General features: G+C 57.6%; 12 protein-coding genes. 6 read left to right on the plus strand and 6 right to left on the minus strand.

Going from position 1 to position 15,974, the window contains the following annotated elements; translation table 11 throughout:
* Nucleotides 1-359: 359 nt before the first annotated feature.
* The 3 genes from RIKMI_RS0101170 to RIKMI_RS0101180 form a co-directional block, all read right to left on the minus strand.
* Nucleotides 360-1,037: a transglycosylase SLT domain-containing protein gene (locus RIKMI_RS0101170; protein WP_037291298.1), complete on the minus strand. Its 678-nt coding sequence runs from the start codon at nucleotides 1,035-1,037 to the stop codon at nucleotides 360-362.
* A gap of 45 nt (nucleotides 1,038-1,082) precedes the next feature.
* Nucleotides 1,083-3,185 carry a putative porin gene (locus RIKMI_RS0101175; RefSeq protein ID WP_027290142.1) on the minus strand — a complete coding sequence of 701 codons (2,103 nt, stop codon included), beginning with the start codon at nucleotides 3,183-3,185 and terminating at the stop codon, nucleotides 1,083-1,085.
* 356 nt (nucleotides 3,186-3,541) lie between these two features.
* Nucleotides 3,542-4,303, minus strand: a complete 762-nt coding sequence (locus RIKMI_RS0101180; RefSeq protein WP_336433346.1) for a CDP-alcohol phosphatidyltransferase family protein — start codon at nucleotides 4,301-4,303, stop codon at nucleotides 3,542-3,544.
* A gap of 941 nt (nucleotides 4,304-5,244) precedes the next feature.
* Here RIKMI_RS0101180 and RIKMI_RS12555 point away from each other — a divergent pair.
* From RIKMI_RS12555 to RIKMI_RS0101210, 5 genes are all read left to right on the plus strand, one after another.
* Nucleotides 5,245-6,120: an outer membrane beta-barrel protein gene (locus RIKMI_RS12555; RefSeq protein ID WP_051214195.1), complete on the plus strand. Its 876-nt coding sequence runs from the start codon at nucleotides 5,245-5,247 to the stop codon at nucleotides 6,118-6,120.
* A gap of 58 nt (nucleotides 6,121-6,178) precedes the next feature.
* Nucleotides 6,179-7,393: a glycosyltransferase gene (locus tag RIKMI_RS12560; protein WP_084135129.1), complete on the plus strand. Its 1,215-nt coding sequence runs from the start codon at nucleotides 6,179-6,181 to the stop codon at nucleotides 7,391-7,393.
* Nucleotides 7,384-7,959 (plus strand): RNA polymerase sigma factor, encoded by a 576-nt coding sequence (locus RIKMI_RS0101200; RefSeq protein ID WP_027290145.1) that lies wholly within the window; start codon nucleotides 7,384-7,386, stop codon nucleotides 7,957-7,959. Before RIKMI_RS12560 ends, RIKMI_RS0101200 begins: the two co-directional genes overlap by 10 nt.
* A gap of 103 nt (nucleotides 7,960-8,062) precedes the next feature.
* Nucleotides 8,063-8,671: a 16S rRNA (guanine(527)-N(7))-methyltransferase RsmG gene (gene rsmG, locus RIKMI_RS0101205; RefSeq protein ID WP_037291303.1), complete on the plus strand. Its 609-nt coding sequence runs from the start codon at nucleotides 8,063-8,065 to the stop codon at nucleotides 8,669-8,671.
* A gap of 294 nt (nucleotides 8,672-8,965) precedes the next feature.
* Complete coding sequence (locus RIKMI_RS0101210; protein WP_027290147.1) at nucleotides 8,966-10,057, plus strand: DUF1573 domain-containing protein; 1,092 nt, start codon at nucleotides 8,966-8,968, stop codon at nucleotides 10,055-10,057.
* Between the two features lie 81 nt (nucleotides 10,058-10,138).
* Here the strand turns inward: RIKMI_RS0101210 and RIKMI_RS0101215 are convergent, their stop codons facing one another.
* The 3 genes from RIKMI_RS0101215 to mnmA all read right to left on the minus strand — a co-directional run bounded on the left by RIKMI_RS0101215 (nucleotide 10,139) and on the right by mnmA (nucleotide 13,236).
* Nucleotides 10,139-11,089, minus strand: a complete 951-nt coding sequence (locus RIKMI_RS0101215) for an aldo/keto reductase (RefSeq protein ID WP_084135131.1) — start codon at nucleotides 11,087-11,089, stop codon at nucleotides 10,139-10,141.
* A 53-nt stretch (nucleotides 11,090-11,142) separates the two neighbouring features.
* Nucleotides 11,143-11,961 carry an MBL fold metallo-hydrolase gene (locus RIKMI_RS0101220; RefSeq protein ID WP_027290149.1) on the minus strand — a complete coding sequence of 273 codons (819 nt, stop codon included), beginning with the start codon at nucleotides 11,959-11,961 and terminating at the stop codon, nucleotides 11,143-11,145.
* Between the two features lie 72 nt (nucleotides 11,962-12,033).
* Nucleotides 12,034-13,236, minus strand: a complete 1,203-nt coding sequence (gene mnmA / locus RIKMI_RS0101225) for a tRNA 2-thiouridine(34) synthase MnmA (protein WP_037291306.1) — start codon at nucleotides 13,234-13,236, stop codon at nucleotides 12,034-12,036.
* Nucleotides 13,237-14,559: 1,323 nt separating this feature from the next.
* Between mnmA and RIKMI_RS0101235 the strand changes: the two genes are divergently transcribed.
* Nucleotides 14,560-15,759, plus strand: coding sequence for a pyridoxal phosphate-dependent aminotransferase (locus tag RIKMI_RS0101235; RefSeq protein WP_027290151.1), 1,200 nt, complete (start codon nucleotides 14,560-14,562; stop codon nucleotides 15,757-15,759).
* The last annotated feature ends 215 nt before the right edge of the window (nucleotides 15,760-15,974 follow it).

Genomic DNA, 15,974 nt, shown 5'->3' on the forward strand with positions numbered 1-15,974 from the left:
AGTTCGATGGCGCTCGGCTGCTGCGTCGGTTTTCTGGTTTTCTTTGTTCACAAAGAGAACAGTACCCTCAAACCTCAACTATACGAATAAACGAACGGTTAAAAAACAAAAGATCCGGCCTTCCAAGGGAGAAGGCCGGATCTTTGTGTATCGAAACGTGTGTTATCTGCAATTTTCTACAAGGACAAAGAAACGTCGGTCCGCTCCGCGAGTGCACAGCAGTAATAATAAAAGGGCGAATAAAAACCCTCCGTTGCCATATGTCCGAAATTCCGTTTCATCTTCTTGTATCTCGCGTCCCCGATCCTTCGGAAACGACCCTGCAAATATAGGCTTTTTTTTAAAGCCGCAACACTTTTTCAGATATAATTTTCGCAGTACTCCGAATATCGGGCCATCACCTTATCGACAAACCCGATCGTTTCGCCGCTGTTAAAAGCACCGTGGCGCACCGCCTCGTCGTCCGCCCATTCCGGCGTCCCTTTCAGGGCCACGAAGCGGCTCAACTGCTCCCACGAATTGTGGTTCGCCCCGTGTTTGACAGCCAGACGGCGGGCATCGATGATATGCCCCATGCCGGCATTATAGCAAGCCAGTACGATACGGATTCTGTCCTCCTCGGAAGTGGCATCGCCGAAACGCAACGTACCCTCGATTTTTTTGATGAGCTTGACCGCCGTAGCGATATTGGTTCTCGGATCGCTGATCCGATCGATCGGCACGCCGAACTCACGGGCCACGCTGTTCATCACCTGCATCAGTCCCTGCGCCCCCCGGCGGGAACGCGCATCGGGATCGAAACGGGACTCCTGATAAGCGATCGCCGCCAGCAACCGCCAGTCCATCCCCTCCTCATGCGCCACCTGGCGCATGATCGGATCGAAAGGCGAAATCTGCCCCCGACTGGCGATCTCCAGCTCGCGGGCCGTCGGCGCCACCGAGACGACCGCTCGCTTACCGTTATGGGTACAGCCCGTGAAAGTAAAATCCGAAATCAGCAGTAATGCAAAAACAAAAACGACTTTTTTAAGGTTCATAAATCGGTCTTTGGTCGGGCGAGTCATCCCATGCCATGCGAGCCGTTAGTCGTAGAACGCCCACGACAGCCCGATCTTGAACATCATCCGGTTCTGCGGATAATCGACCACCTCGAAATAGCGGTTGCCGCCGAACAGGTTGCAGTTCCAGTGCTGCAATTTGAGCAGCAGCCTCAGCCTTTTCCACTTCGCCGACACGAAAGCGTCCATCGAAGGGTAGTTGCCTAGTTTGACCCGATCCTGCGTGTAGAACTGCCCGATCGCCGGATCGTAGGCATAGGCATAATATTCGGTATTATACCGCCCGTCCAGGCCGATTTGCATGTACAACACGTTCTTGACCACATTGAAGCCGAAGAAATAGGATAGGTCGGCGCTGAGCAGAGGCACCGGAGCGACTGTCTGGTCCGAACTCCATTGCATGAGCACCCTGTGATTCAAGTGAAATCCGCCCAGGCGGAAATCCTTGCGCAGATAAAGTCCCATCACGCTGAGCATATCGCCGTACTGCTGCGGGACCACGTCCGGACCGTAATAGACTTTGTCTTGGGTCAGTTCGTAGCTCCCCCCCAGTTCCAGTCCCGCATCGGGGACCCGGAATGCCGCCTGAATGAGCGTAGTCTTCTCTTTCGAGAAGTTGTTCGACCATGCGTAATGGTTCGAGAAGTAGTTCTGCTGCCAGAAATCCGGCTCGCGCAGCGTGAAGCGCACCGAAGCGTCCAAAGTCAGCGGCTTATCCTTGATATAAGCCGAGAGCGACAGCCTGCCGCCCAGGTCGAAATCCCCGCTCCGGTACCCGATCATGTACAGTTTGGCATCGGCCGACCACTGGAGATAGCGGCTCACGGCCCCTTCCAGCTTTCCGTACGCATAGATCGAATTCTTGCTCTGTTTCCCGCCCTTGCCGTACAGTCCCTGATAGTTGTCCGGCACATAATAGTAATAGCTGTTGTGCTCGTCGCCGATGCCTGCCGTCACCAGCCCCAGCGCCCCGTTCCGGTTGTACGGCTGGAGCTGCATGAAAAACTTGACGTCCATCATCGACTGACGTATCGAATCGCGCGTCCCCTCGGGGCTGATATAGAAATGCTCGTAGAACGGTTCCTTTTCATCCTCGGCTCCCGTGGGAGCGGTCAGCGCGTCCGAATAGATCTTCTTGAAACTGGTATATTGGAACGACTGCCCGATAAAGACGGTCGGAATCTTCGACAAAGTCAGATCGTCCGACACCCGCTGCCGGCGCAGGGGAATCCCGTAGGACTGCGTCCAATAGAACGTATTGCCTTTGTACAGGTTCCGCGCGTCGGCCGACGCGTCGAGCCGCACGGGAATATTGTCGGTCATGTCCATCACCGTGTCGGTAATGTCGCGCATATCCTCGATCCCGCCGTTCTCCTGAATGTCGCCCACGTTGTATATATAGCCGCCGTGTATCGCGTAACGCTTGCCGGTATGAGCGAAATTGGCCGAAAAATAGCGGTCGAGCGCCTTCTGCCGCTCGTACTGTCCTTTCATCCCGTCCGAATTGTAATCCAGGTTGAACGAACTGGAAGGCGATATGTTCTGCGAGATCACGGCATGGAACAACTGTTCCTCTTTGGCCCGCTGACCGGACATCTGGTATGAAATATTGGTATATGGCATCCGGGCGTTGTAGAACAAAATCCGTTCCGGAGTCATCAGGTACGAAGCCCAGGCCTGTACGAACGAAAAATTGCGGAACCGGGGCCGCTGGAAATAGTCGAGCGGGATGCTCGCACCGCCCAGGTTGCCGAGACTCGCGCTCCCCACGCCCTGCTGCATGAACGGATAATCGCGCTGGAAATTCGCGATGGAGGTATCCATGTCCTGCAGGGCGATATTGTTGTTATCCATCGAGACTTTCCACGAGAATATGCGCCGCGCTCGGGTCGAATCGTCGAAGTAGAACGATTCGAGCGGTTTTTTGGGACGCCGGGCTTTGTCGATGGTATCGCGTTCGATCATCTGGCTGGGCAGCAGGCCGGACGAATTGTCCGAACTGTTGTCTACCGGATAACGGATGATGGTACTGCCGTTATTCTGCCCCATCCCGGCCAGGGGCAGGATAGCCAGCACGGCAGCCGCCAGGCTGCGCCACAGATATGTCCTTGCCGGGATGTATCCCATCGGGAGGTGTTTTGGGTTCGTTTATTTGCACTATGCCGCCTGGTACCATTCTTCACTTTCAAGGAAAGAACCAAAGAAACTTTCCAGGAGTCGCCTTTAGGGTGGCCACGCTGTAATTACCCTTTTCGGGTCGGGCGCCCGGGATGACCGCTCCGAGTTTACGAGGATTACGGGCCTCCCGTGGGGAGGCGTCCGGCCCGCCCGCTAACGCGGAAACAAATTGAACATTCGCGAAAGTCTTCGGCGGAACTTTTGTTCACAAAGCGACAGTGCAGCGCGGGTACGGACAAATAAACGAACGGTTAAAAACGGGTCAAAGGTACATAAATTTCCCTAAATCCACATTCATCAAATTATCAACCCTTTACGCACTTCCGACAAATCACCGCCCGTCCGGTGGAGATCACGATATAGGCCAGAATAATCATTACCGGTGCCGCCAGCCCCAGCCAAACGATGAAAATAACGGAAAGAAACAGAAAAACGTATCTGAGTTTGTTTTTCTTCCATCCGAAAGTTTTGAACTTGAGCGAAAACATCGGCATATCGCACACCAACAATGCCGAAAAGACCGCCGTAAGAGGCAACAACACCGCGGGATGAGCCAGCAGGTTCCACCCCTCCGACGGCATCGATGCCCATCCTCCTTCCGCACCGTTTCCCTGCACGAAAAGCATCGGCAACGATACGAAGAACAAAGCGCAGGCTGGTGTCGGCAATCCCCGGAACTCTTCCGTCTGCCGTTCGTCGATATTAAACTTAGCCAATCGCAGCGCCGAAAACGCAGCGATCAGGAAGCCTCCGTACGCCAGCCACGACACCCCGTATCCGGCTTCCCCGGCCGCCATCGACAGCATGAAAACGACCGTCGCGGGCACGACGCCGAAACTGACCATATCGGCCAACGAATCCAACTCCTTGCCGATCGGCGAGCTGACGTGCAGCATACGCGCCGCGAAACCGTCGAAAAAATCGAATACCGCCGCGGCGATCACCAACCAGAAAGCTGCCTGAAAATCGGCCCGGAGAAACAACGCCGAAACGGCCGCGCAACCGGACAGCAGGTTACATAATGTCAATACATTGGGAATAAACGCGATCACTGTTTTCATCGTCATTCGGGATATGGGGTTTCCGTTCCGTGAACGACAAATGTACATATTTTCCCCGGAACGCTCTTTCGACAGGGGGCTTCCGCACGATTCTTCCGGTGAGCGACGCGGCCAGACACCGATCCGATCCGGAAAATCATACGCTTGCCACCGGAGTCCCGGGTTACGGTTCGTCAAAATAATCCCGGTCGGATACCGATCGGCACCCGATACCCATAGCTTTCGACGGCTTCGAATCCCCTCCTGCAAATTAAATCGCCTTTTTGTACAAAGGCGCCTCCCATGGCAAGATTCCTCCGCAGAAAACCCTATGATTAATCATATCCGCCGGAGCCAGCGGGGCCGCAACTGCGCGGTGCTTATTGCAGCCTTACGCCGGGAGTGGCTTCGGGCTGACATCGGGAGAGCTTTATATAAAATCGTACGGTTAGTTGCAAAAATCGGACGCCCGGGAGCGGTCGCAACTTTCGGCGCGCTGAGCGACGTGTTGCGGGCCTCCCGTGGGGAGGTGTCCGGCCCGCCCGCTAACGCGGAAATTTAGTTTTAACCATACGGTTAATCGTCTGCCTTTCGCCGACAGGAGTTTATCTTTCTTTGCCCGCTTATGCTGCGAGGGCCTCGACTTCTCCGGACGCCTCATCCCGGCGGGGCACTTCCTTTCTTGCGCGACCAAGAAAGAAAGCAAAGAAGTCGCCGGGAATGCGATTCCCCGCTCTCGACTCCCGTCGAATCGGGAAATCGCACATTCCCGGGTCAGCAGCCTCTGCTCGCATGAAGTACAGGATAAGAAACCGATATTTAAACCTGCTGTTAAAAATAAATTCCGCACCAGAGCGCGTGATACCCGATCCGGACGAATAAAAAATAGCGGCTATTCCCGAAAAAAACGTATATTTGTTCAACGTCCGAAACGAAAACCGGCCGGCGGCCTTCAAAATACGAATCCCATGAAAAGAACATCTTTCGTCATCCCGTCACTGGCACTGACACTGGCCACGGTTCTGCCCGCGACGGCACAGGTAACGGAAACCGGAACGACGGCCACCGTCGTGACCGAAAACGACACGATCGTCGTCCGTAAAGTGGGTTTTCCGACGGAAACCGAACGTAACCCTGCCTATGCGAATAACAGTCCGGAAACGTATAACCGCTCTTCACGACTTCCGAAACGTTGGAAATGGCACGGCGGCCATTGGGCCGGGGTCGGTATCTACTACAACGGCCTGGTCAGGAACCTCGGCAGCCTCGGCCTGCCCGCAGGAGCCGAGTACATGCGCCAGACCCCGAAATCGATCGGCGTGAACGTCAATTTCGCGGACCTGACCCTCGTATCCAACCGTCACTTCGGCCTGATTACCGGTCTTGGTCTGGAAATCAACAACTTCCGTTTCGACCGGAATATATCTCTGGCCCAGGACGCCGGCGGATATATCGTACCCGATTACAGCTACGAACAGGCAGGTTTCGATGTCAGGAAATCGAAGCTGACTACCGTATACCTCAATATTCCGCTCTTGGTCGAGTTCCAGTTCGGACGCAGCCGGGAAGGGCGCCGGTGTCCCGGATTCGTCAATTTCGGCATGGTCGGCGGCCTGAGGCTTCAGGGACATACCAAAATAAAATACCGCGACGCCGACGGAGACATGCACACGAAAAAACAACACAATGGGCTGAACCTGCGTAATTTCCATTACGGGGTCGAATGCAATATCGGCTACAAATGGGTAGCCCTTTCGGCACGGTACTATCCCCAGAGCATTTTCGTGTCGGGCGAAGGACCGAACGTGCAACAGGTCAATATCGGGCTTTCGCTGATGTTCTGACCCAAAGCGCCGGACTGCGGTTCCGGAGTCGGTTTTTATACTGTCGATTCACCCGGAAATGTCGTATATTTGCACGTTGCCGCGAGAAGAGGCACGCTGTCCCGATTCCACCCTGATTCAGTGCATGAAAGAGTTTATCGCCACTTATCCTCCTTATCAGATACTGCTTACCGTGCTGCTTGTCGTCTGTGCCGTCGCGCAACTCGTATATTGGATGCGGTACAGCCGGGTAGCCACCCATCGGCACAGCCTGCGGGAACCCGAAGGAGCTTCGACGCCTCCCGTATCGGTGGTCGTGGTCGTGGCCGACGACCCGGAATATGTCACCGAACATTTGCCCAGATTACTGACTCAAAACCATCCGAACTATGAGGTCGTGGTGGTGGACGACGGCAGCGAGAACGATCTGACGGACGAACTGCTCGCCATGCAGGCCCTCTATCCGCACCTGCGTTTCACCACGATCAAAGCCGATCCGGTCTTTCGCCACAGCCGCAAACTGGCCCTGACCGTCGGAATCAAGGCCGCCAGGTACGACAACATCGTCTTCACCGATGCCGACGCGGTGCCCGCGTCCGAGAAATGGCTCTCCATCATGTCCCGGGGATTCAACGGCGGCCGTCTGGTCATCGGATATACCGGCATCGAACGTAAACCGGGGCTGGCCAACAAAATCATGCGCTGCCAACGGCTCACCTCGTCGATCCGCTACCTGAACGCGGCGATCCGCGGGCATGTCTACCGGGGGATATACAACAATATCGGCTATACCAAACGACTCTTCTTCGGGAACAAAGGCTATACCCACCTGCGGATGACCCTCGGCGAAGACGATCTCTTCGTCCAGAAAGTCGCCCCCGTATGTTCGCGGCGCACCAGCGTCATGCTCAGCCCTGCGGCTACCGTCCGGCAGTTCCAGTGGGGCGGGACAGGCTGGTGGCGGGCCGAACGGCGGTACCGCAGCGCTTCGTTCGACCTCTACCCCTGGAAAGTGCGTCTCTCCGTAGCGGCCGAACTGCTGACCCGCGCCCTGCTGACACTGGGTACAGCGGCCATGCTCGTACTGCTGCCGCCCGTACTGTGGATCGTCGCGCTCTGCCTCTTCCTGCTGCGCGAAACGACGCTGCTGCTTACCGTGCGGATGATCGCCCGGCGCGTCGGCGAAAAAGGGTTGATGTGTACCTATCTGGCGCATGACCTGTGCGCCCCCGTATCGGAGCTGTTCCTGTGGATCAGCCGTAAAATCAGACCCAGCCAGCGCCTATGGATATGAAGCCCGATAAACCGACCGACCGGGAGTTGATCGAACGGACGCTCGCCGGCGACACGACCTGTTTCGAGACCCTGTTCGACCGCTACCGGCGCCAGCTTTACGCCTCGATCCTCGGTAAATGCGGCGAACAGGATGCCGGAGACATCATACAGGAGACGTATGTCAAAGCCTACTTCAACCTGCCGCGCTACAATCCCGAATATACGTTCGGGCAGTGGATCTATACCATCGCCCGCAACCTGTTCATCGATTTCGCGCGGCGCAAGCGTTCGGCAGGGAATACCGTCTCCATCGACGGGGAGAACGGAGACGGGATCAATCCGCCCTGCGACACGCTCAATCCGGAGGAGAGGATCATCTCCCGCCAGCGTGGGCGCATGCTCGACAACCTGATGAGCGAACTGCCGCCGCGCTACCGCACTATGATCGAACTCCGCTTCATCGGCGAATACTCCTACGACGAGATCGCCGAAAAACTGGGGATGCCCATCGGCACGGTCAAAACCCGGATACACCGGGCACGGGAAAAGCTCTGCGCCCTGATTACCGCCCGCAAACTGCTTTGATGCATTTCGTTCCCGAACCGCATGCCGCGCCCGGGCATAGGACTGCGACCCCGGTTTTGCCGGCGCCGGTTTCGGGTTCGCCTACCTCGTAATTCAAATCGCCATGACCCTGATCGAACGTTATTTTCCCGACCTGACGCCCCGGCAGCGCGAACAGTTCGCCGCCATGCCCGCTCTGTACGAGGAGTGGAACGCCCGGATCAACGTCATCTCGCGCAAGGACATCGCACATGTGGAGGAACACCATATCCTCCATTCGCTCGCCATTGCGAAAACCGAGTTGATCGTACCCGGCGAGACCGTACTGGACGTGGGGTGCGGCGGCGGTTTCCCCGGCATACCGCTGGCGGTTTGTTATCCGGAGGTACAGTTCACCCTCGTGGACAGTATCGGCAAGAAGATCAAGGTCGTGAAAGAGGTCGCCGCCGCCCTGGGGCTGACCAATGTCCGGGCCGAACACTGCCGCGTCGAACAGCTGGACGGCGGGCGGAGCCGCTTCGACTGGGTCGTGAGCCGCGCCGTGACCGATCTCCGCACGTTCGTCGGCTGGACCTGGAGTCGCACGACCTACGGCATCCTGTACCTGAAGGGAGGAGACCTGACGGCCGAAATCGCCGAAGCGGGCCGCAAAACCGAACAGCTGCCCGTTTCGACCTGGTTCGACGGCGAATTTTTCGAAACTAAAAAGGTACTCGTACTACCTAAGAAATAACGGTGTTGGGGAAAGTATCCAGCCGTCGTGGGGGAGACGGCGCGAGCCGAAAAAGTATCGATGAAGACGAATCGGTATATCGAAGGATATAATCGGGTACGATCTAAGCCGTGCAAGGATTTTCCCCAACGGCCCTGCGGCGCCGCCGGGCACTCCGGCCGGGAGTCGCTTTCGCCCCATAGAGGTAGCGCAGGCCGAAATTGAAAATCAGATGTGCATATAAAATAGGGTCGTATATACTTACCTTCGGTTATATCAATGTATGCAACCGGACTTGCTTCTAATTATCGAACGATGAAATACGGGATTGCATTATGGGCATTGTTTGCCTGCCTGTCCGGCCGGACGACGGCCGAAGAGCTGAAAACCGCGAAGATGGTTTTCGACAGCTATACGTACGATTTCGGGAATATCCGGGAGGTGGACGGCGACGTGAGCCATACTTTCCGTTTCACGAACGAAGGCACGCTGCCGCTGGTGATCAACAGCGTCGGCGTTTCGTGCGGCTGCACCTATCCGCAGTTCAGCAAGGAGCCGGTGCTGCCGGGCAAAGGCGGCGAGATGAAAATAACGTTCGACCCGACCAACCGGCCCGGTAAATTCGAAAAAGTCATCAACGTGGCTGCCAACGATCCGCGGGGAAGCATCCGGCTGACCATTACCGGCCAGGTCGAAGGCCGGCCCCGGACCATTCAGGACGATTATCCGTATGCGGTGACGGGCGGCCTGCGCATCGCCGACCGGAGTCTCGTGCTCGGTACCCTGCCGCGCGGCAAGGCGACGGTGCGTACGGTCGGAATCGCCAACGGCGGAAAAGCTCCGGTCAAAGTGGGTATCGTCGCTTCGTCGCTGCCCGCGTGGCTGACGGTACGGCCGGCAAAAGCGACCCTTTCGCCCGGCGAACGGAGCGAAATCGTCATGACTTTCGACGCTTCGAAAGCCGATCTGTGGGGAAAATTCCATTGCCGTTTCGCGTTGGCCGTGAACGGTGCCGAACAGCCCGACCCGGTGAATGCGACCGTTATCTTTGCCGAAGATTTCTCCGCCCTTTCGCGAGCCGAATTGAAACTGGCTCCCCGGGCCGATTACTCTTCGTTTTTCTACCATTTCAGCGACCAGCCGCAGGGCCGGACGCTCACCCGCCAGTTCCAGATCAGCAACGGGGGCGAAAAGGATCTGATTATCCGCCATATCGGCCCGACCAGCAACCGTATCGAGGCGACAACCGATCAGACGGTAATCAAGGCCGGCGATACGGCGACCCTGACGGTAAAGCTGAATACCGAAGGGGCAACGGGCCGCCTGTCCGAAGGGATTACGGTCGTGACGAACGATCCGGCGCGTCCGGCTCGCGATATCCGCGTGCTGGCCAATATCGTGAAGTGAAACCCGGCTTCCCTCCCCACGGACGGGACAGGCGACGTATGGACGGCAAACTTTTCGGATCGTGCGGGTCTGTTCTCTCTTTCAGGCCAGGATCGTTTCGATTTCGGCCAGCTCTTCGTCCGTAAAATTCGGTTTGTCCAAGGCGCCGAGATTCTGGAGCAATTGTTGCGGCGTACTGACCCCGACGATCACCGACGTTACGGGCGATCCCGGGCGGAATTGCCAGGCGATCGCCATTTGCGACAGGCTCTGCCCGCGCCGCCGGGCCAGTTCGTGCAGTGCCTCCGTCTTACTCAGGCTGGCTTCGACGTCCGATACTTTCAGGAAACCGCCCTGCGCTGCCCGCGAGTCGGCCGGGATGCCGGCCAGATAACGTTCCGAAAGCCGCCCCTGCGCCAGCGGCGAGAAGCTCACGACGCCCGTTCCGCAATCGCCGAACAGCGGGAAAAGCTCCCGTTCCGGTTCGCGCGCCAGCATCGAGTAGCGCAGTTGGTTCACGACGCAGGGCGTGCCCAAGTCGCGCAGTATCTGCATGGCCTGCCGGGCTGTCTGCGGCGGGTATTTCGACAGCCCGACGTACAAAGCGCGTCCCGAGCGGACGATATAATCGAGCGCCTGCATCGTCTCTTCGAGCGGAGTGTCGGGATCGGGACGGTGCGAGTAGAAAATGTCCGCGTAATCCACGCCCAGCCGCCGCAGGCTCTGGTCGCAGGCCGCGATCAGGTGTTTGCGCGACCCCCAGTCGCCGTACGGCCCCGGCCACATTTCGTGTCCGGCTTTCGTGGCGATCAGGATTTCGTCCCGGTGCGTTCCGAGGCTGTCGCGCAGAATTCGTCCGAAAGTCTGCTCGGCGCTGCCCGGCGGCGGTCCGTAGTTGTCGGCCAGGTCGAAATGCGTGATTCCGTTTTCGAACGCCGTCAGCACGATCTGCCGGGCGCGTCCGAAATCGTCCCCGGCGCCGAAATTGTGCCACAATCCCAGCGAAATGGCGGGCAGCCTTAGGCCGCTGCGCCCGCAACGTCTGTATTCCATTTGTCTATGTTTCATGCGCATGCCCGAACCCGTCTTTTCGGAACCGTGCGCCCTTATTCGACGGGTACTGTCTCCAGGTCGTCCGGAACGTATACGTTCCCGGTAAACCGGAGGGATGCTTCCGCCGTGTAGTCCGGTTTGCGGGTTTCCAATGTCCGGTCCTCCGTATGGTAGAGCAGAAGATTCCGTGCGTTTAGTCTTTGCGCCGTCGCAGCCGCTTCCAGAGCAGTGCTGTGGTGTTTCTCGTAGGGACGGAACCGCTCTCTGTCGCGGTACAGGCAGAAAGCTTCGCTCATGAGCCAGTCGGCGTTTTCGGCGTGGCTTCGATTCCGTTCGTTGTATGGTTCGTCGCCCAGGCAGACCAGCGATTTCCCGTTCGGCAACGAAGCCCGGAAACCGAACTGTTTCTCTTTGGCGGAAAAAATGTCGAAGCACCGGAAACGCATATCCCCGACGCTGAAATATTCGCTGTCCCTGACTTCGAGAAAAAAGACCTTTTCCCCGATGAAGACCGTATCCGAGGCGGGCAGTGTGAGCCGGCATATCTGCTCCAACACCTGCAAGACCCTGTCATGCCCGTACACGCGGAGTACGCCGGGACAGGCTCCCTCTTTGAACCGGTGGATCGCCATCCGGACAATCCAGACGGCTCCCAAAATGTGGTCGGTGTGAGCATGGGTGACGAACAGGTCATGGAGCTTGTCGAAACCGATGCCGGCCTTTTCCAGCCGGGAGAGTATGCCGTTCCCTCCGCCGGCATCGACCAGCAACAGTGAACTGCCGTTCCGGACGACAAAGCAGGTATTGTAGCAACGAGTCGCGATAGCGGCTCCCGTACCGAGCATAATCAGCTCTGTTCCTGTTTGTTTCATGCAAGGATATAACCTGAGTTTAGGTAGTCCGGTAAAAATCGTTATCGACGCTGCGCATGGCGCGGTCAAGGGTCAGGCGTCGATCACGCCGGAACCGATCAGTTCGCCGTCGGGGGCATACCATGCGGCGAACTGACCCGCCGTCACACCGCGTTGCGGTTCGGCGAAGTCGATCACGCCCCATCCGTCGTTGTCGATATGCAGCGTGGCCCGCTGCAACGGCTGGCGATAGCGTATCCGCACGAGGTATTCGCGCGGCGAATCGGAGACAGTCATCCTGAGGTCTGGCCGTATCCAGTGCATCTCGTCGGGCCGGATGCGCAGCCCGCGGCGGTAGAGACCGGGATGCCGGTCGCCCATGCCGACGTAAATGACGTTGCGCTCCACGTCGGTAGCGATCACGAACAACGGTTCCGGTTTGCCGCCCACATTCAACCCTTTGCGCTGGCCGATGGTGTAGAAATGCGCCCCGTTGTGTTCGCCGACTTTCGTGCCGTCCGATTCGCGGTAGGTATAGGGCGAGCAGGGATTGTGCGCGGGATCGGCGTAGCCGGGCCAGTCCTGCGGAATCTCGATGATCGCCCCGCCGGGTCGGGCGGCCAGTTTCTGTTGCAGGAAAACGGGCAGATCGACTTTCCCGACGAAACAGATGCCCTGCGAGTCCTTGCGTTCTGCGGTCGCCAACCCCTGTTCGGCGGCAATGCGCCGCACTTCGGGCTTTTCGAGGTCGCCGATCGGGAAGAGCGTCTTGGCGAGTTGTTCCTGATTGAGCTGGCAGAGAAAATAGCTTTGGTCTTTGTTGCTGTCGTCGCCGGCGATAAGCCGGTGATAAGGTTTACCGTCCACGGGGCTGACGACAGTGTCGGTCTTGCAGTAGTGGCCGGTGGCGACATAATCGGCTCCCAATTCCAGGGCGGCTTTCAGGAAAGCGTCGAATTTGATTTCCCGGTTGCAGAGCACGTCGGGATTCGGGGTACGTCCGCGTCCGTATTCGGCGAACATGTAGTCCACCACGCGGCGGCGGTATTGGTCGCTGAGGTCGATGAAATGGAATTCGATGTCGAGTTTTTTGGCCACCAGTTCGGCGAATACCCGGTCGTCGTACCAAGGGCAGTCGCCGGCCAGCGTGCCGGTGGTGTCGTGCCAGTTGCGCATGAACATGCCCACCACGTCGTAACCTTGCTGCTTGAGCACCCAGGCCGCAACGCTCGAATCGACACCTCCGGAGAGGCCGACGACAACGCGTTTTTTATCTTTCGGTATGTTGTGTTCCATAGTATTGCGTCATCAAAGATAACGGTTTTCGACGGGATTTCTGTACGGGTATTTTGACGGGCCGCCGTATGCCGGCGGTTTGGGCCGTAAACGACCCGACGGCTTTGCACCCAAGCGGCTCCCTTGCGGCGACGCAAACTCCCGCAAAAGCCTTGGCGGGTCCGCTTCGGGTGTGGGAGCGGGTCGAGTAAACATAACTTTCTACCGTACAATTTCTTGCAACGGGCCGCAGGCTGCGAGGAATTAGGGTACTTACAGTCCGGCTCGAGTGCCGAGCGGCACCGGGCCTCCGCTGCGGGAAGCCCGCAACACCAATCGCGGGAGTGATTGGTGCGTTCCCCGCAGGCTGCGCCCCTCGGCAAATAACGGTTCGGTTAAACATAAGTTTCCGCGTTAGCGGGCGGGCCTCTCGAGGGGAGGCCCGCAACCCTCGTAAACTCAGAGCGGTCTCCCGGGCGCCCGACCCGAATAAAAAATAACCGTACTTTTAATTTACAGGTTAAAGCCCGGAGCCAGCGTAGGCAAAACGAAGTATCGCGAAGTTGCAGCCCTACGCCTGGGGTGGCTCCGGGCTGCCCGTTAACACGGAAATTTAGTTTTAACGTACAATTATTTCTACGGTCGGACGCCCGGGAGCGGTCGCAACTTTCGGCGCGTAAAGCGACGAATTGCGGGCCTCCCGTGGGGAGGCGTCCGGCCCGCCCGCTGACGCGGAAATTTAGTTTTAACCGTAACGGTTAATTGTCTGCCTTTTGCCGACAGGAGTTTATCTTTCTTGGCCCGCTTATGCTGCGAGGGCCTCGGCTTCTCCGGACGCCTCATCCCGGCGGGGCACTTCCTTTCTTGCGCGACCAAGAAAGAAAGCAAAGAAGTCGCCGGGAATGCGATTCCCCGTTCCCGACTCCTGTCGGAACGGAAAATCGCACATTCCCGGGTCAGCAGCCTCTGCTCGCATGATGTATAAGATAAGAAACCGATATTTAAACCGTACAGTTATTTGTCCGCGTAGCGACCGGCCCGGAGCCAGCGAAGGCCTGCAACTGCGCGGTGCTTGTTGCGGCCCCGCTGGCTCCGGCGGACATGATTACTTGCACGGTTATTTGCCCAGAGACCACAGTTGGCAGAGAACGAGGTAATTGCAGCCCGGTCGAAGTAAATCCATTGAGTCTTTTGTCAGGGCTTGCATCGCTTGAATCAAGCGGCACCGGGTCTCCACGACGGGAGACTGCGGTCCAACCGCCCTTAACTGCTTATCTGTTTTCACATGTGTTGCACCGAAAAAACATTACCTTTGTTTATTCAGAGAAAATATACCGTTACGTTATGCCGAAGATTTCGCGGACCGGCCTGTCGGTGCCGGCCTCACCCATCCGCAAGCTCGTCCCCTACGCCGAGGAAGCCAAACGCCGGGGCGTGCATGTCTATCACCTGAACATCGGGCAACCGGATATCCCCACGCCGGACGGGGCGCTGGCGGCGATTCGGGCGATCGACGTGCGGACGATAGCCTATACCCATTCGGCAGGGATCGCAAGTTACCGCGAGGGTTTGGCGCAATTTTATACCCGGCGGGGACTGCCCCTCGCGGCCGGGCAAATCATCGTGACCACGGGAGGGTCGGAAGCGATCCTGATGGGGATGCTGGCGACCTGCGACAAAGGAGACCAGATTATCGTGCCGGAACCTTATTATGCCAATTACAACGGTTTTGCGGCCGAAGCGGGCGTGGAAATCGTGCCGGTGCGTTCGTTCATAGACGACGATTTCGCCCTGCCCCCGATCGCGGAGTTCGAAAAACTGGTTACGGACAGGACGCGGGCTATTCTGATCTGCAATCCGAACAATCCGACGGGATATCTGTATAGCCCCGAAGAGCTGCGCCAGTTGCGGGAGATCGTTCTGAAGCACGATCTGTTCCTGATGGCGGACGAGGTGTACAGCGATTTCTGTTATGACGGGGCGACGCACTGTTCGGTATTATCGCTGGACGGAATGGACGAGCATGTCATTATGATGGACTCCATTTCGAAGCGGTTCAGTATGTGCGGGGCGCGTATCGGAGCGTTGGTGAGCCGGAATCCGGCGGTGATCGACGCGGCCCTGCGTATGGGACAGGCGCGGCTGTGCGCTCCGTATGCGGGACAGGTGGCGGCCGAAGCGGCGCTGCATACGCCGGAGGATTATTTCGCGACGGTGCACGATGAATATAAGGCGCGGCGTGATTTTATGGTACATGCGCTTCGGGGTATGGAAGGGGTGAAGTGCCCGTTGCCGCGGGGGGCGTTCTATACGATTGCGGAATTGCCGGTGGACGATGCGGACCGTTTCGCCCAGTGGATGCTAGAGCATTTCGAATATAAAGGAAGTACGGTGATGGTGGCACCGGCGTCGGGTTTTTATGCCGCTCCGGAAACGGGACGGCATCAGGTGCGATTAGCTTATGTGCTGAACATCGACGACCTGAAGGGGGCGATGGAGGCGTTGGAGGCCGGACTAAAGACGTATCCGGGACGTACTTGCTAAAGGTTGGACTGTTCCGCAGCCTGCGCCGGGCTAACTCCGGACTGACATCGGAAGAGCTTTACATAAAATGTACAATTAACCGGGAAGAAGATATTTTGCGACCTTCAGGTCGCGCGGGCCGCAGCCTCCCGCAGCGGAGGCCCGCTCACTCGCGATACTCGTTCCCGTTCCCGCAGGCTGCGGCTCGTTGCAAAAAACCGTACGTTTTTATTGCT

It is taken from the genome of Rikenella microfusus DSM 15922 (assembly GCF_000427365.1).
GTDB lineage: Bacteria > Bacteroidota > Bacteroidia > Bacteroidales > Rikenellaceae > Rikenella > Rikenella microfusus.